The sequence below is a fragment of the Levilactobacillus brevis ATCC 14869 = DSM 20054 genome (assembly GCF_001433855.1).
GTDB classification, from domain to species: Bacteria; Bacillota; Bacilli; order Lactobacillales; family Lactobacillaceae; genus Levilactobacillus; species Levilactobacillus brevis.
The window spans coordinates 1-26,823 of the sequence record NZ_AZCP01000008.1; the positions used below are offsets into that span (position 1 = coordinate 1).

The 26,823-nt window shown below is 46.3% G+C and carries 24 protein-coding genes, 18 tRNA genes, 1 rRNA gene and 3 pseudogenes; 37 read left to right on the forward strand and 9 right to left on the reverse strand.

Annotated elements, in window-relative coordinates; translation table 11 throughout:
• Positions 1-5 precede the first annotated feature (5 nt).
• The 19 genes from rrf to FC61_RS12080 all read left to right on the forward strand — a co-directional run bounded on the left by rrf (position 6) and on the right by FC61_RS12080 (position 1,776).
• Positions 6-122: ribosomal RNA gene (gene rrf / locus FC61_RS11990) — 5S ribosomal RNA — on the forward strand.
• Positions 123-129: 7 nt separating this feature from the next.
• Positions 130-202, forward strand: a tRNA-Val gene (locus FC61_RS11995).
• A 3-nt stretch (positions 203-205) separates the two neighbouring features.
• Positions 206-278: transfer RNA gene (locus FC61_RS12000), tRNA-Lys, on the forward strand.
• Positions 279-327: 49 nt separating this feature from the next.
• Positions 328-400, forward strand: a tRNA-Thr gene (locus FC61_RS12005).
• Positions 401-405: 5 nt separating this feature from the next.
• Positions 406-477 (forward strand) — tRNA-Gly (locus FC61_RS12010).
• A 32-nt stretch (positions 478-509) separates the two neighbouring features.
• Positions 510-583 (forward strand) — tRNA-Arg (locus FC61_RS12015).
• 6 nt (positions 584-589) lie between these two features.
• A tRNA-Pro gene (locus tag FC61_RS12020) sits at positions 590-663 on the forward strand.
• A gap of 26 nt (positions 664-689) precedes the next feature.
• A tRNA-Met gene (locus tag FC61_RS12025) sits at positions 690-763 on the forward strand.
• A 14-nt stretch (positions 764-777) separates the two neighbouring features.
• Positions 778-851: transfer RNA gene (locus FC61_RS12030), tRNA-Ile, on the forward strand.
• A gap of 33 nt (positions 852-884) precedes the next feature.
• Positions 885-974, forward strand: a tRNA-Ser gene (locus tag FC61_RS12035).
• 10 nt (positions 975-984) lie between these two features.
• Positions 985-1,058 (forward strand) — tRNA-Met (locus FC61_RS12040).
• 5 nt (positions 1,059-1,063) lie between these two features.
• Positions 1,064-1,138: transfer RNA gene (locus tag FC61_RS12045), tRNA-Asp, on the forward strand.
• Between the two features lie 52 nt (positions 1,139-1,190).
• Positions 1,191-1,263 (forward strand) — tRNA-Phe (locus FC61_RS12050).
• Positions 1,264-1,278: 15 nt separating this feature from the next.
• Positions 1,279-1,349 (forward strand) — tRNA-Gly (locus FC61_RS12055).
• 6 nt (positions 1,350-1,355) lie between these two features.
• Positions 1,356-1,430, forward strand: a tRNA-Ile gene (locus FC61_RS12060).
• Positions 1,431-1,434: 4 nt separating this feature from the next.
• A tRNA-Ser gene (locus FC61_RS12065) sits at positions 1,435-1,522 on the forward strand.
• A gap of 7 nt (positions 1,523-1,529) precedes the next feature.
• Positions 1,530-1,602, forward strand: a tRNA-Glu gene (locus FC61_RS12070).
• 20 nt (positions 1,603-1,622) lie between these two features.
• Positions 1,623-1,696, forward strand: a tRNA-Met gene (locus tag FC61_RS12075).
• A 5-nt stretch (positions 1,697-1,701) separates the two neighbouring features.
• A tRNA-Asp gene (locus tag FC61_RS12080) sits at positions 1,702-1,776 on the forward strand.
• Positions 1,777-1,873: 97 nt separating this feature from the next.
• Here the strand turns inward: FC61_RS12080 and FC61_RS12085 are convergent.
• Positions 1,874-3,085 carry a DUF2075 domain-containing protein gene (locus FC61_RS12085; RefSeq protein ID WP_191976682.1) on the reverse strand — a complete coding sequence of 404 codons (1,212 nt, stop codon included), beginning with the start codon at positions 3,083-3,085 and terminating at the stop codon, positions 1,874-1,876.
• A 97-nt stretch (positions 3,086-3,182) separates the two neighbouring features.
• On the reverse strand, positions 3,183-3,686 hold the full coding sequence (locus tag FC61_RS12090) for an antibiotic biosynthesis monooxygenase (protein ID WP_024525456.1): 504 nt from the start codon (positions 3,684-3,686) through the stop codon (positions 3,183-3,185).
• 123 nt (positions 3,687-3,809) lie between these two features.
• Here FC61_RS12090 and FC61_RS12095 point away from each other — a divergent pair, with 123 nt between their 5' ends.
• The 6 genes and pseudogenes from FC61_RS12095 to FC61_RS12120 all read left to right on the forward strand — a co-directional run bounded on the left by FC61_RS12095 (position 3,810) and on the right by FC61_RS12120 (position 8,839).
• On the forward strand, positions 3,810-4,550 hold the full coding sequence (locus FC61_RS12095; protein WP_021741734.1) for an MBL fold metallo-hydrolase: 741 nt from the start codon (positions 3,810-3,812) through the stop codon (positions 4,548-4,550).
• Between the two features lie 203 nt (positions 4,551-4,753).
• Positions 4,754-5,161: pseudogene (spxA, locus tag FC61_RS12100) on the forward strand (transcriptional regulator SpxA).
• A 147-nt stretch (positions 5,162-5,308) separates the two neighbouring features.
• A complete protein-coding gene (locus FC61_RS12105) occupies positions 5,309-6,031 on the forward strand; it encodes an adaptor protein MecA (protein WP_021741731.1) in 723 nt (240 codons plus the stop codon).
• 159 nt (positions 6,032-6,190) lie between these two features.
• The gene (locus FC61_RS12110; protein ID WP_021741730.1) at positions 6,191-7,006 is read left to right on the forward strand and encodes an EAL domain-containing protein; all 816 of its coding nucleotides are present in this window, start codon (positions 6,191-6,193) and stop codon (positions 7,004-7,006) included.
• Entirely contained in the window at positions 6,999-7,508 is a 510-nt protein-coding gene (locus tag FC61_RS12115) for a hypothetical protein (RefSeq protein ID WP_011667830.1), read from the forward strand. The genes FC61_RS12110 and FC61_RS12115 overlap by 8 nt, the downstream gene beginning before the upstream one ends.
• An 8-nt stretch (positions 7,509-7,516) precedes the next feature.
• A complete protein-coding gene (locus tag FC61_RS12120; RefSeq protein WP_021741729.1) occupies positions 7,517-8,839 on the forward strand; it encodes a glycosyltransferase family 2 protein in 1,323 nt (440 codons plus the stop codon).
• A gap of 78 nt (positions 8,840-8,917) precedes the next feature.
• Here FC61_RS12120 and FC61_RS12125 read toward each other — a convergent pair whose 3' ends face one another.
• From FC61_RS12125 to FC61_RS12135, 3 genes are read right to left on the reverse strand one after another with little or no spacing between them, the layout of a single operon-like run.
• On the reverse strand, positions 8,918-9,112 hold the full coding sequence (locus FC61_RS12125) for a hypothetical protein (RefSeq protein WP_021741728.1): 195 nt from the start codon (positions 9,110-9,112) through the stop codon (positions 8,918-8,920).
• Between the two features lie 56 nt (positions 9,113-9,168).
• A complete protein-coding gene (mnmM, locus tag FC61_RS12130; protein WP_021741727.1) occupies positions 9,169-9,735 on the reverse strand; it encodes a tRNA 5-(aminomethyl)-2-thiouridylate-methyltransferase MnmM in 567 nt (188 codons plus the stop codon).
• Positions 9,732-10,373 (reverse strand): phosphatase PAP2 family protein, encoded by a 642-nt coding sequence (locus FC61_RS12135; RefSeq protein WP_015473582.1) that lies wholly within the window; start codon positions 10,371-10,373, stop codon positions 9,732-9,734. Before FC61_RS12135 ends, mnmM begins: the two co-directional genes overlap by 4 nt.
• A gap of 440 nt (positions 10,374-10,813) precedes the next feature.
• On the opposite strand from FC61_RS12135, the gene leuS reads away from it, so the two are divergent.
• From leuS to FC61_RS12150, 3 genes are all read left to right on the forward strand, one after another.
• On the forward strand, positions 10,814-13,243 hold the full coding sequence (leuS, locus tag FC61_RS12140; RefSeq protein ID WP_024525382.1) for a leucine--tRNA ligase: 2,430 nt from the start codon (positions 10,814-10,816) through the stop codon (positions 13,241-13,243).
• A 250-nt stretch (positions 13,244-13,493) separates the two neighbouring features.
• Positions 13,494-14,249, forward strand: coding sequence for a hypothetical protein (locus FC61_RS12145; protein ID WP_021741725.1), 756 nt, complete (start codon positions 13,494-13,496; stop codon positions 14,247-14,249).
• 13 nt (positions 14,250-14,262) lie between these two features.
• On the forward strand, positions 14,263-14,937 hold the full coding sequence (locus FC61_RS12150; protein WP_021741724.1) for an ATP-binding cassette domain-containing protein: 675 nt from the start codon (positions 14,263-14,265) through the stop codon (positions 14,935-14,937).
• A 65-nt stretch (positions 14,938-15,002) separates the two neighbouring features.
• Here FC61_RS12150 and FC61_RS12155 read toward each other — a convergent pair whose 3' ends face one another.
• The gene (locus FC61_RS12155) at positions 15,003-15,767 is read right to left on the reverse strand and encodes a flavodoxin family protein (protein ID WP_011667823.1); all 765 of its coding nucleotides are present in this window, start codon (positions 15,765-15,767) and stop codon (positions 15,003-15,005) included.
• 105 nt (positions 15,768-15,872) lie between these two features.
• Entirely contained in the window at positions 15,873-16,193 is a 321-nt protein-coding gene (locus FC61_RS12160) for a hypothetical protein (RefSeq protein ID WP_011667822.1), read from the reverse strand.
• A 221-nt stretch (positions 16,194-16,414) separates the two neighbouring features.
• Here FC61_RS12160 and FC61_RS12165 point away from each other — a divergent pair, with 221 nt between their 5' ends.
• Complete coding sequence (locus FC61_RS12165) at positions 16,415-18,049, forward strand: putative polysaccharide biosynthesis protein (protein WP_011667821.1); 1,635 nt, start codon at positions 16,415-16,417, stop codon at positions 18,047-18,049.
• A gap of 11 nt (positions 18,050-18,060) precedes the next feature.
• On the forward strand, positions 18,061-18,750 hold the full coding sequence (locus FC61_RS12170; RefSeq protein WP_039104848.1) for a S4 domain-containing protein: 690 nt from the start codon (positions 18,061-18,063) through the stop codon (positions 18,748-18,750).
• A gap of 46 nt (positions 18,751-18,796) precedes the next feature.
• Here FC61_RS12170 and FC61_RS12175 read toward each other — a convergent pair whose 3' ends face one another.
• Entirely contained in the window at positions 18,797-19,630 is an 834-nt protein-coding gene (locus FC61_RS12175; protein WP_024525378.1) for an NAD(P)H-hydrate dehydratase, read from the reverse strand.
• Positions 19,631-19,771: 141 nt separating this feature from the next.
• Between FC61_RS12175 and pepV the strand changes: the two genes are divergently transcribed.
• The 4 genes and pseudogenes from pepV to FC61_RS12195 all read left to right on the forward strand — a co-directional run bounded on the left by pepV (position 19,772) and on the right by FC61_RS12195 (position 24,430).
• Complete coding sequence (pepV, locus tag FC61_RS12180; RefSeq protein WP_021742340.1) at positions 19,772-21,172, forward strand: dipeptidase PepV; 1,401 nt, start codon at positions 19,772-19,774, stop codon at positions 21,170-21,172.
• 37 nt (positions 21,173-21,209) lie between these two features.
• Positions 21,210-21,716 carry a universal stress protein gene (locus tag FC61_RS12185; RefSeq protein WP_011667817.1) on the forward strand — a complete coding sequence of 169 codons (507 nt, stop codon included), beginning with the start codon at positions 21,210-21,212 and terminating at the stop codon, positions 21,714-21,716.
• 211 nt (positions 21,717-21,927) lie between these two features.
• A pseudogene (ald, locus tag FC61_RS12190) lies at positions 21,928-23,037 on the forward strand (alanine dehydrogenase).
• Between the two features lie 34 nt (positions 23,038-23,071).
• The gene (locus tag FC61_RS12195; RefSeq protein ID WP_021742343.1) at positions 23,072-24,430 is read left to right on the forward strand and encodes an amino acid permease; all 1,359 of its coding nucleotides are present in this window, start codon (positions 23,072-23,074) and stop codon (positions 24,428-24,430) included.
• Between the two features lie 105 nt (positions 24,431-24,535).
• On the opposite strand, the gene FC61_RS12200 is transcribed toward FC61_RS12195, so the two are convergent.
• A complete protein-coding gene (locus tag FC61_RS12200; protein ID WP_011667814.1) occupies positions 24,536-24,862 on the reverse strand; it encodes a PepSY domain-containing protein in 327 nt (108 codons plus the stop codon).
• 178 nt (positions 24,863-25,040) lie between these two features.
• On the opposite strand from FC61_RS12200, the gene FC61_RS12205 reads away from it, so the two are divergent.
• From FC61_RS12205 to FC61_RS12215, 3 genes and pseudogenes are all read left to right on the forward strand, one after another.
• Positions 25,041-25,373, forward strand: a complete 333-nt coding sequence (locus FC61_RS12205) for a thioredoxin family protein (RefSeq protein ID WP_011667813.1) — start codon at positions 25,041-25,043, stop codon at positions 25,371-25,373.
• Between the two features lie 23 nt (positions 25,374-25,396).
• Entirely contained in the window at positions 25,397-26,035 is a 639-nt protein-coding gene (gene ytpR / locus FC61_RS12210; protein ID WP_021742344.1) for a YtpR family tRNA-binding protein, read from the forward strand.
• 209 nt (positions 26,036-26,244) lie between these two features.
• Positions 26,245-26,823 (forward strand): annotated as a pseudogene (locus FC61_RS12215) (DNA translocase FtsK); the annotation flags it as partial.

The following is a 26,823-nucleotide window of genomic DNA, read 5'->3' on the forward strand; positions in this document are numbered from 1 at the left end:
TATAGTGTGGTGGCGATAGCCTGAAGGATACACCTGTTCCCATGCCGAACACAGAAGTTAAGCTTCAGCACGCCGATAGTAGTTGGAGGATCGCCCCCTGCGAGGATAGGACGTTGCCACGCGAATTTTGGAGGATTAGCTCAGTTGGGAGAGCGTCTGCCTTACAAGCAGAGGGTCACAGGTTCGAGCCCTGTATCCTCCATTTGAGCCGTTAGCTCAGTTGGTAGAGCATCTGACTTTTAATCAGAGGGTCGACAGTTCGAGACTGTCACGGCTCATTCACCTACGGGTGAGTGACAATTGGATATTGAACATGATACTGGCTATGCCGACTTAGCTCAGTTGGTAGAGCACCTGTCTTGTAAACAGGGGGTCGGAAGTTCGAATCTTCTAGTCGGCATTTATGCGGAAGTAGTTCAGTGGTAGAACATCACCTTGCCATGGTGGGGGTCGCGGGTTCGAATCCCGTCTTCCGCTTATACCGAGAGGTATTAAGCATGATATATTTTGCACCCATAGCGCAACTGGATAGAGTGTCTGACTACGAATCAGAAGGTTGTAGGTTCGACTCCTACTGGGTGCATTTGAACGGGAAGTAGCTCAGCTTGGTAGAGCACCTGGTTTGGGACCAGGGGGTCGCAGGTTCGAATCCTGTCTTCCCGATTAAATAAATATTTTATTTAACATTTCGCGGTGTAGCTCAGCTGGCTAGAGCGTTCGGTTCATACCCGAGAGGTCGAGGGTTCGATCCCCCCCGCCGCGATTTGGACTTGGACTGGACCTTTAGCTCAGTTGGTTAGAGCAGACGGCTCATAACCGTCCGGTCGTAGGTTCGAGTCCTACAAGGTCCATTATTCAAAAGGGCACTTGTATTTTATTTTTATGGAGGATTACCCAAGTCTGGCTGAAGGGAACGGTCTTGAAAACCGTCAGGTGGGTAAAACCACGCGAGAGTTCGAATCTCTCATCCTCCTTTTTTATTATCGCGGGATGGAGCAGTCTGGTAGCTCGTCGGGCTCATAACCCGAAGGTCGCAGGTTCAAACCCTGCTCCCGCAATTTTTGGTCCGTTGGTCTAGTTGGTTTAGGACGCCTGCCTGTCACGCAGGAGATCACGAGTTCGAGTCTCGTACGGACCGTTATCATGCTTGTTCGCCCAAGGATGGTAATCTTAGTTTCTAAATGGTAAATGGCTCGGTAGCTCAGTCGGTAGAGCAATGGATTGAAGCTCCATGTGTCGGCGGTTCGATTCCGTCCCGCGCCATTAGCTCGATATAATGCGGGTATAGTTTAGTGGTAAAACCACAGCCTTCCAAGCTGTTGTCGCGAGTTCGATTCTCGTTACCCGCTTTATATGGGCCTATAGCTCAGCTGGTTTAGAGCGCACGCCTGATAAGCGTGAGTTCGATGGTTCGAGTCCATTTAGGCCCATTATGGAGAAGTACTCAAGTGGCTGAAGAGGCGCCCCTGCTAAGGGTGTAGGTCGCGAAAGCGGCGCGAGAGTTCGAATCTCTCCTTCTCCGTTGATATGACCCGTTGGTCAAGTGGTTTAAGACACCGCCCTTTCACGGCGGTAACATGGGTTCGAATCCCGTACGGGTCATTGCGTCAATTTAATATTATCGCGGGATGGAGCAGTCTGGTAGCTCGTCGGGCTCATAACCCGAAGGTCGCAGGTTCAAACCCTGCTCCCGCAATTTTTGGTCCGTTGGTCTAGTTGGTTTAGGACGCCTGCCTGTCACGAAGGAGATCACGAGTTCGAGTCTCGTACGGACCGTCTTAGTAAGTCTTCCCTTGGGAAGGCTTTTTTGTTTGATAAAATACTATTGTTGCCAAAAAGGAACTGGTTTCAGGTCATCGAAACCAGTTCCTTTTTAGTGTCGCTGTTGTAGATAATGACGTAGACGCTGATCGTGGGCAAAGATATAGAGTCCCTTAACGCCGCGTTTCATTAGAACGTTGATTGAATTTAAGACCAGTTGCTGTTTAATCTGGGTCAATTTCTGTGGATCAGTCAAATCATCTCGCCGTTTGAATGCTTCGACATCTGTATAACGGTCTAATCGAATTTGCAGATGCTGATGTTCGTCTAATGTAATTGGCGGCCCTAGGATAAGACCGACATAGTTTAAATCAAATCCTTGGCAAGTATAGATAGAGCCAACTTCATCAATGGTTTGGGGGAGTTCAGCCCATGGTGTATTGGTGTAGTTATATTGATCCCAAGGTAAGTGAAACCGGCCCTCAGTGATAAAATGTTTGCCGCCATCTAGTGTTGATGGATATCCAGAAGTTGAGACGATTCGTGACAGGCCAACCTCACGATTTCGTTGGACGATAGCTTGCCGCATGAGTTCTGCGTCATTGAATACGCGCAAGTCATACTGTGTTCCGTCAGTGGCAGGCAGTGGGTGCAGCCGTTGATGGGTGAAGTCATTAATCCAGCTGACGAGTTCGTCACTAGCCTGCATTCTAAACTGATGAGTTAAGCGATAGCTGGTGTGGGGAACCGAAGCTAGCAGATGCTCTAACCGTGATTCCGTCCAGTAACTCTTCATTCGTAGAACCTGCGTTTCATCAAAAACAACAATGATGACCTTGGCCGTTGCCATGAGTGAAGTCAGCTGGTTCGTGCCATAAAAATTGTTGTAGTGGTCAGCCTGTGATAACAGAAGATGGGCTTCGTCAATAACTAAGACGTCAGCGTGCCGCTTTCCCTGATTGATTTGATTAATCAAAGACGTTGGCCGCTGAAAATCTTTTTTAAACAGGTGGGGTTGTTGGCCATAAATTTCACGGTAAACCTTTAGAATTTCTGGATGATTCACCAAGAAGTAATTTTCGGTTCCGGTCAGCGGGTTAGTCGGATGAGTACGGGCTAAAGTTTGTAGTTGATTAAAGAGATGAGCGAGCACGACACTTTTGCCAGTCCCGGCGTCCCCGTAAATCGTAAAGACCGCAGGACCATCTGTTTGGATGTGGGTTGTTGCAAAGGCGAGTAAACGCTCAACCAATTCAGATTGTTCGGTGGTTAATGGAAGTAGTGGCGAAATTTTATCAACCGCCGCATTAGACATCGTTTTAATAGTTGAACAACACCTTTCAAAAGTTGAATAGGCTCATTGTACCGCGAAATGAAAACAAAATAAAACAGGTCCAATCCAGATGATTGGGCCTGTAGGGTTAGTCTTGAGGTTCTTTTTTAGGGACTTGATGGTAGGATGCTGCGTGGAAATGATTAGCGCTGGTAGCATAAGTGTCAATTGGTGCGAACGCTGGCGAGTGGCGCCACAGCGCGTAAGCTTGACTATCCTGCCAGACCGTAAGCAGTAAATACTCACTGTCGTTGTGTTGTTTGGTTAATAAATATAGATCGGTCATACCGGCTGGGAGTGGGGGACTAGCCAATCGATTCACTTTAGCTTCAAAGACCTTAGCAGTATCTGGATCTAGGGTAAAGTAATCAAAGCTAAAGAATCCTTGCCAACTTTGACTGCCTTGGTGTGCACGTATTTGATAAGTGAGCCCCCCGGTGAAAATGCTGGGGGTACCCGAAACATCGAGTAAAAGAAGGCCTTCATCGGTTGCAGAACCAGCAAGTAACAATAAATGACGATCCGTATTTTCCTGAATAATCCGTTGAAGAACATCACGACTGCCGAATGTTAATGATAATTCGTGGCGCATAATCATCCCTCCTAACTAATGACTTATCTCTATTATAAGGGTCCTGAATAAAAAAGCGAAACGTTTACACTCTTCTAACGGCGCGCTAAACTGGTAGTAGTATTAAGTAGAGAGGATGATTAGATGCAATTACGTGTTTTAGGGTGTTATGGCGGTTACCCGCATAATGGTGTAGGAACCAGTAGCTATTTGTTGACGAGTGGTGATTTTCATTTACTCTTAGACTGTGGCAGTGGTGCACTGTTGGCTTTGGAAAAGGTGCTAGATCCGTTACAGTTAAATGCCGTCTTGCTGACCCACTATCACCACGATCACACGGCCGATGTGGGTGTTTTGCAATATGAATGGCAACTGGGTTCGACACAACGGTCGCAAGCGGAGCTACCCATTTATGGTCATACAGCTGATCCTCTGAACTTTGGGGCGTTAACCTGGCCCCACGCGACGATTGGCCGCTCATATGATCCCGCTCAACCGATTCAAATCGGTCCTTTTACGATAACTTTTTTAGCGACCCATCATCCCGTGCCAGCTTACGCACCACGGATTACTGAAACGGCTACTGGTGCCACATTAGCATTCACTGCCGATACAGCGGCTTTTAGTGGATTAACGACATGGGCAACGGGCGCAGATGTTTTATTAGCTGATACGAACTTCTTTGCTGATCATCAGGGAACTGCCTGGCACTTAACGTCAACTCAGGCTGGTAAGTTAGCTCAGCAAGCTGGGGTTAGCCGATTATTGTTAACGCATCTTCCCCAAGTAGGCGATCTTCAGCAACTAAAGGCAGAAGCCCAATCGGCGGCCGGGACGGGTACGCGAGTTGAGGTCGTTCAGGCTGGATCAATTTATAATATCTAATGATTACTATTCGATAATTATAAATTGACTAAAATCAATTAAGTATCAAAATGGTGTCTAGTGATTATTCTTTTGCCCAGTAATAGTCATATGACATAAAATTGTTGATTAAATTAATTTTCAAAAGGCCTTTCTTTTTCTCGAAAAATCTGTATAATAGACTTTATTAAAAGATTTATACAACTGAGAGGGAGGAAAAGATTATGACAGTCACGTTATATACATCACCAAGTTGTACCTCATGCCGCAAAGCCCGTCTCTGGTTCGAAGAACATGGTATCGCGTACCGTGAACAAAATATCTTCTCCGAGCCCTTGACCGTTAATGATATTAAATCGATTCTACGTTTAACGGAAGATGGCACAGAAGAGATTGTTTCTAAACGGTCTCGTGCCTATCAAGAATTAACAGTAGATTTAGACGACTTACCACTTCGTGACCTTTATGCTCTGATTCAAGAGCATCCCGGAATTCTGCGCTGACTAATTATGGTCGATGAAAAGCGACTTCAAGTTGGGTTTAATGAAGAGGAAATCCGCCGCTTCTTGCCGCGGAAGGTTCGAGCATTGGAATTACAACGGGCCCAACGGCTGGTAAATGGCGTAAATTAAGCTTAATTAGTTGCATCTGACCGGATTTGTGAGAAAATGTTACTTGCAGTCCGGTTTTTTGGTATGATGACTTTACAAGTCAATTTAAACGACTAAAATGAGGGTATCAAGGACAATCCCCAAACCCACGAGAAAGGGGTGTTATTCATGGAAATGGAACGAATCAATGAGAATACGATTCGCGTGGTTATTGGCAATGATGATCTGACCGAACGCGGTATTACCGTGTTAGACCTATTGGGTAACCACAAGCAAATTGAGGGCTTCTTTTATAGTATCTTGGAAGAGGTCGATGTCGATCACCAGTTTCAGGACAACGATGCGGTTACTTTTCAAGTGTTACCGAACCGTAATGGCTTGGAGTTGTTTATCAGTAAGAATACAGATGAGGACGACGTAGCTGATGAAAGTCAGGGCGACGCCAGTGTTGACAGTGAGCACCCCGATCAAGTGTCGGATCAAATCAAAGAACATTTGTTAGAAAAAGATAATCAAAAGGATTTCTTCTCTGGCTTCAAGTCAGCTGCGAATGAGTCTAATGATATTGAGGATTACTTGAACGATAGTGGTCAACCAACGACAACTCGAGTTGTTAAACTTCATTCTTTTGAGGATATGATCAGTTTGGCTCGAGTTCTTCGCTTAGAGAATGCCGCTTCCAACTTATACCGCTACCAAGATGCCTATTATCTGGAGCTGGTCTTCTTTGTTAATGAATCATCACGTGAATCTATCAAAGATGAGTTAGCGGTGGCTTATGAGTACGCAGAACGTACAAAGGTTGCCCCAGACGTGCTGGCAGAACATGGCCAGCTGATTATGGACAATTCGGCACTGGAACTGACACGCTTTCATTTTTTAACTGATTAATGGCGATGTACAAACGCTAAGATCCCTAATGGGAACTTAGCGTTTTTTAGTGTCAATAATTATGGGTGTTTAGTTCTGATGCATTGAAACGCTTGAAAAGTTAACTATAACGATTATAATAGTTGGGACTGAATGACTAATTATAAGTGAGGAAAAAGAATGTCATTAGCGCAATTAGAACAGGTCTTATTATGGTTAACCCTAGTAGCGGCGCTGGGAATAGTTAGTATTATTGCCTTTTATTTCTGGTATTCTCGAAAAAAATCGAATAATTATTTGGAGAATCAGGCCATTGAGCTACGATACTTTATTCAAAAGCAAGTTGACTTTCACGGACAAACAACGGGCTATGAATGTCTTCTTCGGCAACATAATCCGGACGGGTCTTGGTCATTACCACAACAGTTGGCGTCGTTACCGCTACAGCGCGTGATCTTTTTATTGGAGGATACCTTTAAGGTACTTCCATCTAAGGAGATTACATTATCAATTAACTTAGAGTACGATCAAATTGTTAGTCCAGAATTCCACTACTTTGTTCGGTGGGCTATTTCCAAAATAACGCCCATGACGCTAGCCGTCGAATTCACAGTTAATCGACCGGTACGGCGGTTTAATCGGGCATTGTTTTTACGACGAATTCGTGAGGCTCGAGCCTATGGTATGCGTTTTGATATTGATAATGTCGGATCAACATTGGACAGTTTAAAAAACATTCAGTGGCTATTGCCGCAGGTGGATTCGTTAAAATGTTCGATGCGCAGTTTTCGTAAGGCTGACGCTTCTGTTTGGCTTGACCTTAATCTCCAGTTTTGGAATCGATTGTCTCAAGATAATCATATTCAATTGATTCTGATGGGGGTGGAGGATGCTGCTGATGAGCAGTTGGCAGAACAATTGAAGATTCCGGTTCGACAGGGCTACCGGTTTGGCCGCCCAATTAATCCACAAAACCAGGAGGAGCAGAATGACTGATAAACATAAACCATCGCAGCAATTGTATACGGATGCTTATTTCGAGCGTGGACACTGGGGACTCAAAGCGCGGCAGACGTTGGTGGCATTAGTCGGATGGATATGTGTGATTGTTCCCATTGTGATTACAATAACCGCTTTTTTGGCAGTTGACCATCCACAGATACCTCATTTGTGGACGTATCGCGAAGGGATCTTTGAAATCAAATTCATTGGTATTTTATTGTTATTTGCGTTCGTGATGGTTTCACTCTTTGCGGTGGGGATGACGATTATTCAAAACCGCAAGCGAGAACGCGTCGTTGAGCAGTGGCCAACGTATAACCCGATTAACCAGCGTAAACGCGAAACAGAATTGGAAAAATTTATGGATGACCGATTTGGTGACGCAGACTTTCGCCATCAGGTTCGGCGATACCAAGTTAAACCGGAACAGAACTTAGAGACGGAACAAATTCATGAGCTTTATCAAAAACAACACCTGAATGATTTGGGAGATTAGGAGCCGGTATGTTAGACGTTTTTATTGACAGTGTCTTGAAAGCAACGATGGGGCAAACAATTTTAAATATTGTGCTTTTAATTTTGTGCTTGTATCCCATTGTGGGCTCCTTCTTCTGGTTCGCTGGTGCCTTATCATATCGGTTCTTGAAGACCAACAAACGCGATACAGATTGGCAGAACATCCCGGCTGAGCAACAACCAATGATTACGATTATGATTCCGGCACATAATGAGGAAGTCATGTTGGCAGATACGATTACGTATTTGTTTGAGGAACTCAATTACGAAAATTTTGAGGTTTTAGTAATGAATGATGGGTCAACTGACCGCACGGCTGCCATTATTAGTGACTTACAAACCCAATATCCTCGGCTACGAACCATCGAAATTTTAAAAAACAAGGGTAAAGCACACGCGTTTAATATTGGCATGCACTTTGCCCAAGGCGACTATATTTTAAGTAATGATGCGGATACGATTCCAGAGCCAGACGCTTTGATGAAGTATATGAATTTCTTCATGCGCGACCGTGATATGAACACCTCCGCAGTGACTGCTAATATGGACGTTCAAAATCGTACGAGCCTATTGGGAAAATCGCAAACAGTAGAGTTCACGAGTATTGTTGGTGTTATTAAGCGCAGCCAAACGGCGATTAATGACTCCATGTATGCCTACAGTGGGGCGAACACGCTATACAAGAAAGATTTTCTCATCGATGTGGGTGGTTTTCGTCAGAATCGGGCGACTGAAGATATCAGTATTGCTTGGGATCACCAGATGATTGGTGCCGTACCGCGATTTGCCCCAAACGTTATTTTCCATATGAATGTGCCGGATACCTTGCGGGATTTGTACAAGCAACGTAAACGCTGGGCACAAGGGGGGACTGAGGTTTGGTTAACCAATATCAAGAAATTTATATTGCATCCAATTGCCCACCGGTATCAGCTTTCCATGTTTATTGACTCAACACTGTCCATTGTGTGGTCGTTTTTCTTCATGTTAACCTCGTTGGCTTTTCTAACAACCATGGGGATCTTTTTAATCACTGGTAATTATGATCGGGTCTTACACGGATTAGCGATGTCGTTTATTTTTGTCACGTTTGAGTTATTTGCCGGATTCATGCAATTACTGGCGGCATTACTGTTAGACCACCATGGTGCAAAATTAAAGTACTTATTCTTTGCCCCGTTGTATATGCTGTTCTATTGGATGGTTAATCCGGTCACAGTGGTGATGACGTTTATTCCGGCACTGAAGACGATCCTAGGATTTGGTTCCGGAACCTGGGTGAGTCCTAAACGACAGGCGTTAAAGAAGTAATGGACAGAGGCCAACTGCATTACCAACTGATTAATCGATAGAAAAAAGGCGCGGGTCAGTGCCCGTGCCTTGCCCGATTTATTGATGGGTGACTTCGATAAAAGTTACTTGGTGAGGATCGGCTATATAAACACGACCAGCCTGATCTCTGGCCATAATCATTTGGGTATCAGTGTTAAGACCGGCCCTTTCGATGGTAAAACTGTCACCACCCACAACATGGATGGTGACGAGGTTGTTTGCAGATAGTGCCTTTGATATTTCTCGCCACAAGGTCGTTCACCTCTTTTGCTAAAATTAATTATCTACTCAGTGTCGAATAAGGATCGTTAGCGGCGCTCGATTGCCAGCAAAAACGGTGGCGTGTGGATTTGATTAATGAAGCCGTATTGGAGCACCTGATAGGTCTTTTGCGGCAATTGCTGACAAAAGTTTAAAACGGCCTGCCGTTCGGCTTGACCGCCGGGATGCCCAGCGTAGACGACCAGAATAAGACGACCACCACGAGGTAGGTGGGAGAGCAGTGCTTTGATTGCTCGTAAAGTGGTTTCTGGCCGGGTAATGATCTGTTTATCGCCGCCCGGGAGGTAGCCCAGATTAAAAATTGCCGCCGCCACTTGCGTTTCTGGGTCCAGGTAGGCGGCCACCTGCTCATGACCAACTGCGTGAAGAGTCACTTGCTGACTCAGCCCGGTTAGAGTCAATTGTTGTTGGGTGGCATCTAACGCGGCCTGCTGAATGTCAAAACCAATGACGTGACCACTTTTGCCAACGAGATTGGCTAAAAAGACGGTATCGTTGCCCTTACCCACGGTCGCATCGATAACGGTAGCGCCAGGGCCGACACATTCTTTTAATAGGGTGTGACTGTATGTGAGTGCATTTGCTAAATTCAACTTAAATCATCTCCATGACGGGTCAAAAACCATTGACTTAACGTAAGTAGGACGAAACCTAAGGTCCAACCAGCGACCACGTCACTGGGATAGTGAACGCCCACGTAAATTCGCGATAACCCAATTAGAACAATCCAGACACTTAAGATACCAATAAGACTCTTTTTCCACAGGGGATGCTGACGTAACAATCCGCTCAGTAGAATAATGGTGGACCCCCAGAGTAGCATCGCCGTAATTGAGTGTCCACTAGGAAAGCTATATGAGCTGGCATTAACGAGGCGGTCAACGGTCGGTCGTGGCCGGCGGACGAGGTGTTTGATGAGACTGTTACCAAGACCCGCAAAAATTAAAACGTTAAATAAGAGAAACAAAGTGGCCCGGTAGCGTCGAATAATGACGAGTCCGGCGGCCAGTAAAAGGGTTATCCATGTGACAGATTGCGGATTACCAGAAGTGGTTATCCAGATGATACTGCGGGTAAGTGGTCGAGGTAGCGGCTGGCGGACCCACCCAATGATGAGCCGGTCAAACTCCGTTAACCAAGTCTGATGGGTGGTGACGCCGAATAACGCAATTAAAAATAAACTGCCAGCTGCCCAAGTGAACCGCCAGCGTGTCCGTGAAATAGTTACCACAAGTAACCTCCTGAAGTCGTAAAGTCTGATAACGATGGGGCTTTAAATGAAAGTTGGTTATCAGGTTGCGTAAACCAAGTATAGCACAGCGGTTCGGAAATAATTGGGTAAAAGCGGTGGCGCCCCTTGCTTTTCCTTAGGGGGTTTGCTAAGATGAAAACAATTTGATTGATCTAAACGTTGACGAGAAGTAGTAATTGATGCTAGTGTTCAGCAAGCGGATGGGTGCTGTGAATCCGTGATTAGCGTCAACGAACTTGTCTCTGAGTTTTCTCTGCTGCAAGGTGGGCGTCTGGCGACGTTATCAGCCGGTGAGTGCCTCAATCACTGATTGGGGAATGTAGGTGGTACCGCGCAAAGACGCCCTACAGAAGTCCATTTTTGGACCTCTGGGGGCTTTTTTTGTGGCACGACGTAGAAATGAAAAGGAGCGACGCATTTTGGCATATAAACACCAGATTATTGAACGTAAATGGCAACATTATTGGCGAGTTAACCACACGTTTGAGACTAGCGATAGTCAAACTAAGCCTAAGTATTATGTGATGGATATGTTCCCATACCCATCTGGACAAGGACTACACGTGGGTCATCCAGAAGGCTATACGGCAACGGATATTATGGCCCGCTTGAAGCGGATGCAAGGGTTCAATGTGTTGCACCCAATGGGGTGGGATGCGTTTGGACTCCCTGCTGAACAGTACGCTTTGAAGACAGGACACAATCCTAAGGACTTCACGGCGCACAATATCAAAAACTTCAAGCGGCAAATTCGGTCGCTCGGATTCTCATATGACTGGAGTCGTGAAATTAACACGACTGATGAGTCTTACTACAAGTGGACACAGTGGATTTTTGAACAACTCTACAAAAAAGGGCTGGCTTACGAAGATAAGATCATGGTGAACTGGGCGCCTGATTTCATGGGTGGGACAGTTGTGGCTAACGAAGAAGTCATCGACGGTAAAACGGAGCGGGGCGGTTATCCCGTTTACCGCGTACCAATGCGTCAGTGGGTTCTGAAGATTACCGCGTATGCTGATCGGTTAATCGATGATTTGGATGACCTTGATTGGCCAGATAGCATTAAGGAAATGCAGCGTAATTGGATTGGCCGTTCCGAGGGAGCCAGTGTCTTCTTCCCAGTCGATGGACAAGCTGATACCAAGATTGAAGTTTACACTACTCGACCAGATACGCTATTTGGTGCGACTTATATGGTTTTGGCGCCAGAACATGCGGCCGTTGCCAAGATTACAACACCAGAACAAGCCGACGCAGTTAAGGCCTACCAAGAAGCCATCGAAAGTAAGTCTGATCTGGAACGAACGGATCTGAACAAGGATAAGACGGGGGTCTTCACCGGGGCCTACGGGATTAATCCATTGAGTGGTAAGAAATTACCAATTTGGATTGGTGATTATGTCCTGTCTTCTTATGGTACGGGGGCGATTATGGCCGTACCCGCCCATGATGAACGGGATCATGAATTCGCAACGAAATTTAACTTGCCAATCACGCAAGTTATTGAAGGCGATGCGGATACCGACATCACTGAAGCTGCCTACACAGGCGATGGCAAGCATATCAATTCTGATTTCATGAATGGGATGGATAAGCAAACGGCGATCAGTGCGGCGATTGACTGGCTGACAGAACATGATGCTGGCCATAAACAAGTCAATTTCCGGTTGCGTGACTGGATTTTCTCACGGCAACGTTACTGGGGCGAACCAATTCCCGTGATTCATTGGGAAGATGGCGAAACAACCTTGGTACCTGAAGATGAGTTGCCATTGAAATTGCCAGCTGCCAAGCAGCTTGAACCATCTGGTACGGGGGAAAGCCCACTGGCCAACCTCGACGATTGGGTGAACGTGGTTGATGAAAACGGTCGTAAAGGTAAGCGTGAGACCAACACTATGCCACAATGGGCGGGGAGTTCTTGGTACTTCTTGCGCTACGTTGATCCAACCAACGATCAAGCAATTGCGGACCCAGAAAAACTGAAGTACTGGATGCCAGTTGATCTGTACATTGGTGGGGCGGAACATGCCGTCTTGCACCTGTTGTATGCGCGTTTCTGGCACAAGTTCCTATACGATCTTGGTGTGGTACCAACTAAGGAACCATTCCAGAAATTGGTTAACCAAGGCATGATCTTGGGAACGAACCACGAGAAGATGTCGAAGTCTAAGGGCAATGTCATTAACCCTGATGAGATTGTGGAAAAACACGGAGCCGATACACTGCGGTTGTACGAAATGTTCATGGGGCCATTAGAAGCCTCTAAGCCATGGAGCACGGAAGGCATTAATGGGTCACGGCGATGGTTAGATCGTGTTTGGCGTCTGCTGATCGACGACAATAATCGATTGCGCGATCGGGTCACAATGATTAATGACGGCGCATTGGATAAAATCTATAATCAAACGGTCAAAACGGTTACGGAAGATTTGGAAGCCATGCGGTTCAACGTGGCCATCTCACAACTGATGGTCTTCGTCAATGAAGCCTACAAAGTTGATAGCCTACCCATGATTTACATGGAAGGTTTTGTCAAATTAATCTCGCCAATCGTGCCACATATTGCCGAAGAATTGTGGTCATTGTTGGGCCATGACGAAACGATTGCCTATGCTAAATGGCCAACTTACGATGCCAAGCAATTGGTTGAGGATGTTGTGGAACTAGTCGTTCAGGTCAATGGTAAGGTTCGAGCGCACCTAAAAGTGGCCAAGGATGCCACTAAAGATGCGATTGAAGCTGCGGCTTTGGCTGATGAAACAGTTCAAGTTCACACGGATGGTAAGACGGTCCGGAAGGTCATTGTGGTGCCAGGTAAGCTGGTTAACATTGTCGCAAATTAGGTTGAACGAATAGATACAAGCATCGAACAGAGTGCCTTATCAGGGTGAATCCTGATGAGGCACTCTGTTTTTTGAATAGAACTTGGACCAACGTTATCAAGGATAGATGCCCAACCAAAGCGTTCTGGGGGTTCATGAGTTGCTAACGAGTAAATTAATCTTATAATATAAAATAAGAAAAAGATTAAAATTCGTTGAAATGAGCTAATCAAAATGCCATAATCTAACTATTAAGAGAGGTGGATGCCTGATGGGACATAAGCTAAGGATTTTGGGGCAATTCGAATTGCGGCAAACCTGGGATGAAAAAATGATTTTATTTTATACGTTAATTTGTCCAGCGATTTATTACGTAATTGCTGATATTAGTACGGGTGGTCGTCCGTTTGGGTTAAAAAACGTGGCCTATCAATTACTGGGGTATTGGGTTTACATCATCCTCGTTGGTGTCCTTAATGGCTTTCAATTTGGATTAATTGGCATGCGCGAAAGTAACTTTTTGAAAATGTTTACTCTGATTTCAGGTGATAAGCGGTTAATCTTCTACAGTAATTTGTTGGTACAGACCTTGTTCATTCAAGTTGAAATTGTCTGTTTTGATCTTTTTGTTCTAATTCTGGACCCTGCGGCGCGGCGGTTATTACCTATTATGATGGGCGGACTATTGGTGAACTTTATTCTGATTCCGATTGTCGTGGGCTTCACCAACTTTATCTTAGTTTTACCAATTCGCGTTAATTTGGCGTCACTACTGGCGATGGGGTATATCTTATTGGCGATGCTGCTGGTGAATATCACGGTTGCTAATGAGTGGTTAACGCAACTCTTAATTGCGTTGAATCCCGGCTCCTATATGGTCGCTGTGTACAGTATGGTATTGTTGCGTGTGCCGGGGCAAGTAGGAAGCAACGGACTGTTATTGGTGGTGATTGCAGGTGTCTATTTGGTGACAGGTTATTATTGGGTTCAGCACATGTCACTGCAGTCGAATACAAGTCGTTACTAGGAGGCAGTCATTCATGGACATTACGAATTTCTCTTACCAGCTTCCGGACAAGCGGCAACTTTTTCAGGATTTGTCAATATCATTCGTGCCAGGACAGATAAATATCCTGTTAGGCGTTAATGGTGTGGGCAAGTCAACCTTACTAGATTTCATTGCGGGAGTCAGTCCCAATAAAAAAGCGGCAGCCTTTCATGACTTTCCACCGATGCAACAAGTGGCTTACCAGATGCAGGGGGTTCCGTTCACCGGAGCGACGACAGTGCTACAAACCTTACAGATGATGCTTGAACTGGATGACCCATCGTTGTCCGTCACGGCCGCTGATTTACCGGCAACCCTCCAACCGATTGCACACACCAAATTTCGTCATTTATCTGGTGGTCAACGACGATTAGTGATGTTAGAGGGGGTCTGCCATTTGCAACGGCAACTCTACCTTTTTGACGAGCCCGAAAGTGGGTTAGATGTTAAAGTTGCAGCGCAAGTCATGCACCAAATTTGTCAGCTACCAGCAGTGGGTAAGACGGTTATCTTAACCACGCATCAGTTTGAAAATTTACCCGTAGACCAGACCCACATTGCTCTACTGGCTAATCAGCGCTGTGTCTTTTCTGGCAGCCCGCAGGAGTTAATGGCACTAACCCAAACAACCTCGTTGCAGGCGGCCTATCTCCAAGCCGATATGTAAAAAAAGAACCCCTTGTCTTATCAGACCAATCGATCTGATAAAAACAGGGGGTTAAGCAGTTAATCTTAACGACGCCGGTGACGCACAAAGGTGAAGAAATGCAGAATACTTGCCAGTAAGACATAAAAAATAATGACAAAGGTGCAGTAGGTCAGCCAAAAGGTGCCAGCAGCGAAGACGCCGAACCACCAAGCTTGTAAGCCCATTGTGATGAGGGCCATGATGGCAATCATGAAAAATAAGAGTATGTAGCGTTTCAACGTATTATCATCCTTTCGCGGCCGATGCGCAATTTTTTGCCCCCAACGTTGACACTCAGCCAACTTTTCGGGACGCGGGGCATGGGTGCCCCAAGTACCAGTTCCAACAAATTCACCAACTTTAATGAGACCGGCGCCACTCAACACACGATCAATCGTGACAAAGGTTTGATCCGTGATGCCAGTAAAGAAGTTATCGGCAGAGCTAATGAAGCAGGTAGTCATACTTAAGTAGTGTTTATTCTGATACTTGCCGGGTAAGGTATCAGCTACGGAGTTCATCCGGACTAGCCGAAAACGCATGCAATCAAAGAACTGCTTCATTACACCGGACAGCCCACCCCAGTATGTTGGTGCACAGATGATCCAAAAATCACTAGCAGCCATTTTGGCTTCAATTTCATCCAGAGCGGGGCAAGCCCGTTCCTTGGTATCGGGGTAGATCTCATAATCACGCAAAAAAACGGTATCCACAGTTGCTTCAGTGGGTAATGCGTCAATGACGGCTTGTAAGTAGCCAGCAGTGATGCCGTTTTTTTCGTGACTCCCCAGTAAAGCTAAATAATGCAAAAGAATCGCCTCACCTATCTTTTAATCGCTTCGATATTAAGTATACCGCAGTCATCGATGAGAATAAATAACTCCCAACCGCTGATTGGCGATTGGGAGTTCAGGTTAAAGCAGGTTAGTCAGCAGTGCGAAGAAACGTTGCCGAATCATCGTTTCTTGCCCCGCTTTAGAAAATTGGTAGTGTAAGAGGTGTTGGTCGAATTCGTGGAAGAAGACTTTGGCCATTGTCTGATAGTCGCTATCATTGGTTTGATCAATCTGCTTGAAGCTCCGCCAAGTTGCATAAATCAACTGTGCATCCGAAATCGTCGTAAACTCAGGAAAATTGTGGCGGATTCCTTTGGCCATTTTTACGACTTGTTGCGCCCGTTTCGGCGACATTTGCATTGTGGGTGTTGCGGTAGAGCTAGCTGTTGCCTGCGTCATATTGACATTCCTCCTTGAATAATCTTGAATCAATTGCCTACGTCTAGAATACCACTGTTTGGAATATCCGGTAAGTTAGGGCATTTTTCACAAGTCATGCAAAACTTTACGGAAATCTGATCCTTACCTCAGACAAGCTATGGTATAATGTTTCTTTGATTAGCTTGGCAAGATCAAGCACAGTGAACGTTGAATTTTACAAATTGAAAGTAGGGTGTCAAATGGCGGCAAGGTCAGATCAATCCGGCAACCAAGCACAAGCCCAGATGGTTGCAGGATCAGCATGGATGACGGCGGGAAGTATTTTTTCGCGGGTACTCGGTGCAGTGTACATTATTCCGTGGAATATTTGGTTTGGTGCATTTTATCTGCAAGGAAATGCACTGTATGGGAAAGGCTATAACATCTATAGTTTCTTCCTAATTGCCGCAATCGCGGGGGTTCCCTCAGCAATTGCTAAACAAGTGGCGCATTATAATGCACTCAATGAGTATGGGATTAGCGTGCGGTTATATAAACGGGGATTGGAAATTGCTGTTGTGACTGGTATTGCGATTGCCTCGTTGATGTACTTCGGCGCGCCGCTGTTTACTGGTGGGGATGCCCACTTGATTCCGGTGCTGCACTCGTTGGCCTGGGCCATCTTAATTATTCCAACGATGAGTGTGACGCGGGGGTACTTCCAAGGTTTTCAACAAATGGCGCCCTCAGCCATCTCACAATTTGTTGAGCAACTGGTTCGGGTAGTTTATATGTTACTAACGGCGTATGTCATTATGCGGGTGCTCAAAGGCAACTGGGTAACGGCAGTCTCCCAATCAACGTTTGCAGCAGCGATTGGGGCGGCCGGTGGTCTGATTATCTTAGGCGTATATTATTGGCGTCGTCGGGGCTACTTCCGTGGTTTGGTTGCGAATAGTAATAATGAAATGGTGGTTCCGGCCAATCAGTTGTATCGAGAAATTATTGCCCAGGCCGTGCCCTTTATTGTTCTGGGAGCGGGAATCACTATTTTCCAACTGATTGACCAATATACCTTTGCCCCAATTATGCATATGGCAGGCAACTACTCTGCAGCATACCTGAATGATCTATTCGCGTTATTTGGCGTAAACGCGAATAAACTAATCATGATTACTATCTCACTGGCTTCTGCACTGGCAGTTACGGTCGTTCCGTTGTTATCTGAGTCCTATACTAGGGGCAATAAGCAGGAAATTTCGGATCAATTGGCTAATGCCTTCTTGATGTTTGAGTTTGTCATGATTCCCAGTGCGTTAGGGATGGCAGCCGTTGCGCGGCCGTTAAACTTGGTCTTCTATGGTCGGACGCATGAAGCGTTAGCTGCGTCAATTCTGGCGTTTTCGTCTTACCTGTCGATCTTGCTCGGTCTCTACACAGTCGTGGCAGCGTTGATGCAAGGTATCTCACAAAATAAACGCGCCGTTCGCTACTTCTTAGTAGGAACGGTTGTGAAATTTATCGTGCAATGGCCACTGGTTTATTTCCTTGGTGCTTTTGGTCCCTTAATTGCGACCGGTATCGGGTTCACCGTGACCTGTTATCTGATTATTCACTCCTTGGATCGCCAATTTGGCATCAACTTTGCCCATATTGCTAAAAAGACTAATGGGATTCTGATCATGTCGATTGGTACGTTCATTTTGGCACGGTTGATTACCTTTGCCGGTAGTTTGTTAGGGAGTGAAGGCCGTATGATTAATTTCTTAATTGTGGCAGTAGCTGCTTGTGTTGGTGGTTATTTCTACGTTTATATGGTTCTACGATCACGGTTAGCAGACACCATTTTAGGCTCACGGGTCGCTGGATTACGTCGTCGGTTGCACATTCATTAGGAGGCAGTGATATGAATATCGAACGTTATTTGACGGAACATCATCAGGGGACCCCGGGGCAGATTTTTCGTTTACTCCGTCAAGGTCGGGTGAAGGTTAACGACCGACTGATTGATTCTCCCCGAGAAACGGTCGATGCGTCGGATCAGGTGACCGTTGATGGCTTGGCTGTCACTGGCCGGCGACCACAATATTTGGTTTTTAATAAGCCAGTCGGCGTACAGACAGACTTGACACCGGTCGTTCCGCACAGTCTAGGAAGTATGTTAAATGCGCTGGATCAACAGCAGTCACTGCAAATTTTGGCAGATCTGCCTAGGACCATTGCTGGGCTAACGCTAGTGACTGACGATAATGCTTTCTTAACGGAGGTTCAGGGTCAAACTTGGCCAAGTACACTACGGGTGCAATTGACTGGGACCACGCCGTTAACGCTTCCTCAAAATATTGCGGCCGAGGTCGTTGAACAGCGGCCGGATCAGGTGCATCAATGGACCATGCTGACCTTGCAAACAACAGCGCTGGATAGTGTGACAGCGTGGTTAGAATCGCTTAGTCGCGTGAGTGGTGCCATTAACCGAATTGGTTGGGGGCCAATCAAGTTATCTCCAGATCTGGCAGTGGGCACCTATCGGGGATTATTTCCGCAAGAGATAGATGCCTTGCTGACACCGGCTACCACTTCCTCACTTGAAAAATAAAATTAAGCAGGCAACTTACCACTTCAATGCGGTAAGTTGCCTGTTTTTAAACGTCTTTATGCTCATGGACTTTCATAAAATGGGGGAGTTCCGTGATAATTTGACTCGGTAAGACGACGTACTGTTGCTGGGCTAACAATTCAGCAATAGCGCTATGGCTATAGACAGCCGCACAAACGGCCGCTGATGAATCAGCAAATTGCGCAACAAAGCCGCCAATCATTCCAGCAAGGGTGTCGCCCATCCCGCCAGTTGCTTGCGCCGGAGTCCCTAGGGGATTTTCATAAGCGTTGGTGGGTGTGTAAATCTGGGTTCGATGTGACTTGACCACGACAATACCACCGATGGTAGCCGCGGCTTGCTTGTTGGCAGCGGGTGTTTGAGCAGCAATTTTGAGGCCGCTAAGCCGTTGCCATTCCATTTGGTGCGGGGTAAAGATAATGTGCGCCTGTGGGAGGGGTAAGTGCTGTTCAGCCACTAGGGTGATCGCCGAACCGTCGAGGATGACGTGTTGTTCGGGTGTGATTGCCTGAAAGGCTTGCTTTAAAGTGGTTAGCGCCGCCGTATCGGTTCCCAAACCGGGACCTAAGACGACGACATCAGCGTGCCGAATGAGTGTACGAGTTTGCGTAAAGTCTTGCATGTCAGCAAACATCGCTTCTGGTAATCGCGCGTGCAAACTGCTTTGATTACTGGCATCTGTGATGGTTGTAACCAGTCCAGCACCGGCATAAACGGCTGCGGCACTAGCCATGATGATGGCGCCCCCAAAGTTGCGATTACCACCTATCAAGGTTACGCGACCGTAAGTCCCCTTATAGCTATCTGCTGGTCGTTGACGAATAGTCGTTGTTAAAATATTTTCAGTTAAAACTTGCATGGAACATCGACCTCCTCAATCTCACGTTTAGTATAGCATGTTGTTCGATGAAATCGGCTTACAATTGGCTGGCGGTATGCTAAAATTAACGATAAGTAATCTTGGACAAGAGGTCCGAATAAAAGTGAAGGAGGTCCAATCATGGCAATTGATTGGCAAAAGCTAGCAGCACAATACCGGGAGGCCTATATTGCGGATTTAACCACCTTAGTCGGCATTGATAGCGCGCGTGATGATTCTTTGGCGACGGACGACTATCCTTTAGGTCCGGGACCAGCAAAAGCATTATTAGCGTTTTTAGAACTTGCAAAACGCGATGGATTTAAAACCAAAAATTTAGATAATTTAGTTGGCTATGTGGAATATGGTGAGGGCGAAGAAACCTTGGCGATTCTTGGCCACGCAGATGTCATGCCAGCCGGTAAAGGGTGGCACACTGATCCGTTTACTTTAACAGCTAAGGATGGCAACTTGTACGGTCGGGGGACGTCTGATGACAAGGGCCCATCGTTAGCTGCCTACTACGGATTAAAGATGTTGAAAGATCAAGGAATCTTGCCGAAGATTAAGATTCGGTTCATCATTGGAACGGATGAGGAAAGCGACTGGACGGGGATGAATCATTATCTTGATTTGGAGCCAGCACCAACTCTGGGCTTTTCACCTGATGCTGAATTTCCTTTAATCAATGGTGAAAAGGGAAATGTGACCTTTACGACGGCGTTCGGTGGTCAAAATGGATCAGCAGATTTTCTTCAAGCCTTTGATTCAGGTTTACGAGAAAATATGGTTCCCCGTGATGCCGAGGCTACTGTGGTGACGGATAATGCCGAACAAATGATGACTGACTTTTCAACTTTCTTGGACCAAGCACCAGTTACTGGAAGTGTCATGAGTGACGCTACGGGAGTGCATTTCCAAGTTGTTGGTAAGGCGGCTCATGGTATGGAACCTAAGAATGGGATTAATGCAGGAACGTATTTGGCCAGTTTCTTGACGACGTATGATTTTGGCAAAGATGCGGCTGATTTTCTGAGCTTAATTGCTCACAAATTACATGACGATTCACGGGCCCACCAATTAGGTATTGCTTACACGGATAAGGTCATGGGTGACTTGACCATGAACGTTGGGGTGATGACTTTCACGGCAGGCAAATCTGGATTAGTCAATACCAACTTCCGTTATCCGACTGGCACCGGCGCTGATCAAATCAAGGCGGGGCTGACGCAAGCGACTGCTGGTATGACCGTTGAATTAAAGCAAGGACGTGAAATGGTGCCACACTATGTCGATCCTAGCGATCCGATTGTGGCAACGTTAATGGATGTTTATCGGCAACAGACCGGCGATATGCAAGCTCAACCTGAAGTTGTTGGTGGTGGGACCTATGGCCGCTTGATGAAGCGTGGCGTTGCCTTTGGTGCGCTCTTCCCCGGCACGGCTGATACCATGCATCAGGCTGATGAATTCCAGCCAGAAGCTGATTTACTCAAAGCAATGGCGATTTACGGTCAAGCTATTTTTGAACTCACCAAATAAGGTTGGTTAAGATAAACCGATCAAAGGAGTGGTGAACATGGTTGCAGAATATAAGCACATTTTAGTGGGTGTCGATGGTTCGCGACAGGCTAAACGGGCGCTGGATAAGGCGATTGCTGTTGCGTTACGTAACCAAGCGGAATTGATCATTGTCACGATTATGAGTGGTGGAGATTATGTTGGCTTGGGAAATAATACGCAGGTCGGCTTTGGTTACGTTGATCAGCAAGTGATGGACGAGTCTCGTCAAGCACTAGAAGCATTAGTTGACCAATACCGGCAAAAAGCTCAAGAAGCCGGTGTTGAGCGGGTGGTAACGTCTGTCTTTTATGGACATGCGAAAGTTGACTTGGCTAAGTCGCTACCCAAAGAGTATCAGGCGGACCTCATTATGTTAGGCGCAACGGGTGTGAATGTGGTTGAACGCATGCTACTAGGGTCAACAGCCAGTTACGTGGTGGCTAATGCGGTTTGTGACGTGCTGGTCGTACGGACGGACCTACACAACCAGGTGACGCGGTTAAAAAAAGTTCCAACTAAATAAAGGTTATCAAGGGAGTTCGTGGCGGTTGCCCGAGCTCTTTTTTTGTTGTCTTTATTTTTGAATGGTCAGCATCAAGCTGGGCCTTAAAGGTTAGACCACGATTTTGTTCAGGTTAGTGAACTAACCAGCCGTCAACGAGTAGTTAGGCCAGTAGTTGTGGGCAAAAATCATTATACTGGCGGTAGAGTCAAATATTAGGGGGGTAACGAAAATGAAAGTTGGAATTCCGCAAGAGACTAAGAACAACGAAAACCGGGTTGGGATTACGCCAGCAGGCGTGGTTAGTCTAGTCCATGCCGGTCATGAGGTTATCGTTGAACATCATGCAGGTGAGGGTGCTGGGTATCCAGATAGTGACTACGAATAGGCTGGTGCGGTCTTGGGGACAGCAACCGAGGCTTGGGCATGCGACTTGGTTATTAAAGTAAAAGAACCAGTCCCAGAAGAATATCACTTTTTCCATGAGGGACTAATTTTGTATACGTATCTTCACTTGGCACCGGATATTCAATTAACGCAGGCCTTACTCGCGGCTAAGGTAACTGGGGTGGCTTACGAAACTATGGTTGGACCTCGTGGAGGGTTGCCACTGCTAGTGCCAATGAGTGAGGTTGCTGGGCGCATGGCCGTTCAAGTAGGGGCACACTTTTTAGAAGAAAATCATGGCGGTAAAGGTGTCTTGCTGGCAGGCGTTCCTGGTGTAGCCAAAGGAAACGTGGTCATTATTGGTGGGGGCACAGTGGGGTTCAATGCTGCCAAGATTGCTTTAGGCTTGGGGGCTCACGTCAAGTTACTAGATATTAATGCGGCACGACTGGCAGAAATTGAGACTGCTTTTAACGGCAACATTCAAACGCTCATTTCCAATCCGTTTAATTTGGCACAAGTCATTAAAACTGCTGACCTAGTGATTGGGGCAGTCCTTATTCCGGGTCATACAGCACCAAAATTGGTTAGTGAAGCGATGATTCAATCGATGGAACCTGGCTCCGTGGTGGTTGATATCCCGGTTGACCAAGGTGGCATATTTGCAACGACCGACCACGCGACGACCCATGATGATCCGGTGTTTGTAAAAGATGGCGTTGTTCATTACGCAGTGGCTAATATTCCAGGTGCTGTTCCTAAGACGGCAACTGCGGCCTTGACCAACGTCACCATTCCATATGCAGTGACGATTGCAAATGAGGGCATTGAAGCGGCAGCTAAACACAATGCGACAATCTTAACTGGGGTTAACACTTATGCGGGTCACTTAACGGAGGCAGCCGTTGCCGCAAGTCAGGGCGTTTCCGCTACGGACTTAGTCACACTTATTTAAACGTTAACTAGATGGCCAAAAGGGGGGACGTCATATGGCAACAGAACCGACAGCTCCAGCGCGTAATTTGAAGAATCGGCACGTTCAGTTGATTGCGATTGGTGGAACGATTGGTACCGGACTGTTTTTAGGCTCGGGGAAGTCGATTCAACAAGCGGGTCCATCCATTTTGCTGGCCTATCTCGGTGTTGGAGTAGCTTGTTTTTTACTCATGCGGGCGCTCGGAGAATTATTATTATCAAACACAAATCAACGATCGTTTGTGGATTTCGTGACAGAATATCTTGGCGAACGCGTTGGATTTGTTGTCGGCTGGACGTACTGGATTTGTTGGATCACGATCGCAATGGCGGAAATCACGGCCATTGGGATTTACTTCCGTTTCTGGTTTCCGGCCGTGCCGCAATGGTTACCAGGACTGGTCGTTTTGGCAGTTCTATTATGTATTAACTTAATCACGGTGGGAGCATTTGGTGAAGTTGAATTCTGGTTTGCACTGATTAAGATTGTCGCCATCTTGGGATTAATTATTGTCGGAATCGGTATGCTCTTCATGCGGTTTAAGACGCCGGTGGGCCATGCCTCGTTACAAAATTTAGTGGCCTTTGGCGGGTTCTTTCCCAAAGGCGCATCTGGCTTCTTATTATCCCTACAAATGGTGGTCTTTAGTTTTATCGGTATTGAAATGGTGGGGATGACAGCCGCGGAAACGCAGAATCCGGATCGGGTATTGCCACGGGCCATTAATGATATTCCTTTGCGAATTATCTTATTCTACGTTGGCGCTTTATTTGTTATCATGACGATTTATCCGTGGAACACGGTTTTGCCAAACCAAAGTCCATTTGTCATGGTATTCAAAAACGTGGGGATTCAGGCGGCAGCGGATATCATTAACTTTGTTGTTATCACGGCAGCGGCTTCAGCCTGCAATAGTTCCATCTTCACGACTGGGCGCATGCTTTCTTCGTTGACCAAAGATGCCAAGCGACCGCTGACAATGAAATTGAATCAGTTGTCGAAGCATCAAGTTCCCGGAAATGCCTTGAACTTCTCAGCGCTGGTTATCACGTTGGCCGTGGTGTTGAACTTATTGTTCCCAGACATGGTCTTTACGTTAGTTTCCAGTGTGGCCACGACCTGTTTCTTGTTCATTTGGGGCAGTATCATCTTGACTCACCTGAAATATCGGCGAACGACAGATGACATGCAGATTAAGTTCAAAGCACCGTGGTTCCCGTGGGCTGACTATTTTGTGTTGGCGTTACTGATGCTGGTCGCAATTATTTTGATTTTCCAACTAGATACAGCAATTGCGTTAGGCTTATCAATCGTGTGGTTAGGTGGTCTGTATCTTATCAAAGGACGTCAAATGAAGCGGTCACGGACCTAAGCGAAATAATCAAAAACTGACAGTGGTCGGATGATGCGACCACTGTCAGTTTTTTGGCAAAAAAAGACGACACTACTTAAAATGGTGTCGTCAAGGTCAGTTAAATTATAGTCGGTGAATATCCAAAATACTTCCGGTAGCGGCGTCGGCGATGAATTGGTACTGGACAAGTTGATCGTCTTCGTAGCGATTGATACCCCCGTAATAAACACGAGATTTAACGGCAAATTTTTGGAAAGGAACTGCGTGTTTCTCAATCCAAGCGCCTTCAATTGGCGACTCTTCACGGAATTGTCGTTTGACTTGTTCCAAGATGTCATCAGGGTTTAATCGTGACGTACCGCCAAAAAATCGTGTGATGAAAACGCCCATTAATCCACCTAACACTCCGGTTAGGCTTAATTGATATAATTGTCCATTCTTAGCAGCCATACTACCGCCTCCTTAAGTTACGTGTTACTGGGCCACATTTTCCATCACTTCTGCCCCTAGTATAGCAAGGATTGCCAAGAAGTTCCCGTAAAAAGGCAAAAATCGTGTAAATTTTCTGGTAGATTGCTATAATGGTTCTTGTATAATTTTCAAACTTAAAATAAAGGAGTGCATCTTCATGGAACAATTACCCAAAATGTCAGCGACTGAATTAACCGACGTGGTTAAATCTGGTAAAACGATGCTGTTCTTCTCGGCAACTTGGTGCCCAGATTGCGCATTTATCAAGCCAGCCATGCCTGAAATTGAAGCGGAATACCCTGATTTTAAGTTTGTTGCTGTCGATCGCGATGAAAATATCGATTTGGCCGCAGAACTCAATGTCTTTGGCATTCCAAGTTTTATTGCCTATGCCGATGGTCAAGAGATTGGTCGGTTGGTAAACAAAGATCGTAAGACAAAAGCAGAGGTAGAAGAATTTATCAATTCTTTGACAACCAACGCCAACTAATACCTGTTGGAAAGGATTCAAACATGTTAATTGCTAGTTACAACCCCCAAGAGTTGGGGGATACATTAATTGTGGTTGTGGCACCGGATGCACCAACCCAAGCACACACAGTCCGAGACAATGTCGCACGGATTTATGACCCAGAAACGGAAAAAACGCTGGGGTATAATTTCTTGGCCATTAGTGAAATCCTACCAGAAATTACGGGTCAGGGGCAAGTCGCATTGTCCGTTGCGGATGTTGCTGCATTGAATGCCGCATTAGAAGCAGCCGGATTTTCTGGTGAACTAGTGGCCGAAACAGCGTCACGATTCGTCGTGGGGTATGTAAAGTCGACCACACCACATCCGGATTCGGATCATTTATTAGTGACCGAAACAGTTGTGGACAATGATGAGTCCTTGCAAATTGTCAGTGGCTCACCGAACATGCAAGCGGATATTAAGGTGGTTGTTGCTAAGGTTGGCGCGATGATGCCCAATGGCCTGATTATTTGGCCTGGCGAGTTGCGGGGCGTATCCAGCAACGGAATGATTTGTTCTGGACGAGAACTGGGCCTGGCTAATGCGCCACAAAAGCCTGGTGCTTTGATTTTGCCAGACGATTATGAAGTTGGCGAACCGTTTGATTTTGAACGAGGCCAAACCATCTTTAAAGCCTAAGAAAGAATATTACAAAGCGGGTCAGCCCTTGTCGGCGACCCGCTTTTTTGTGTACAATGGGATAGACTGACGATCGTGTGTCAGTGGAACAGGTAATCGATTAGATAAAACGAGAAATAGGGAATGAGTCAACGAGCCGTTTACAGCGGCGTCTCCTCCCGGTAGCGATGAATTTTGATGAGAGTTACTCATCTAGGAGGAAGAAACACATGGAACACTACGATGGCCCGGCCTTTTACCGTAAATTTCCAGTAAAACCGACCCCAGAACAAATGGATGATACAACTGACGAACGCTCGGAGCGACAAGTCAGATTACGAAAAGAACGTGGTGAACGCTTACAACTACGTGAACAAAGAGAACGACAACGTGAGCAGCAGGCGGCTGCATCGGCACAAGCGGCGTTACAGCAAGCTAAACCGCAGCAATCAACGGCAACAACGGCTCAGCGGCAAACGACGACGGCAGATGTACCAGATTATCGGCCATTTGTGGTTACTCAAGTGCCGCGGCAACTGCATTGGAATCAGACAACGGCTAAATCTCGGCAACGATATCGTCGTTTAATTAAGCAGTTGCACAAAACAGATCAGAGTTTCTTGCTGTTTGGCGCAGCGACGAACACTGATGTCGCTGATTCAACTAGTGTTGATGCAGTCAGCTTGCCTTCAGGACAGGCCGTTTTGTTGTCGGAAGCTGCACCAGCGGCAACGACGGATTCAGCGGCAACGACGGATTCAGCGGCAACGACGGATTCAGCGGCAACGACGGATTCAGCGGCAACGACG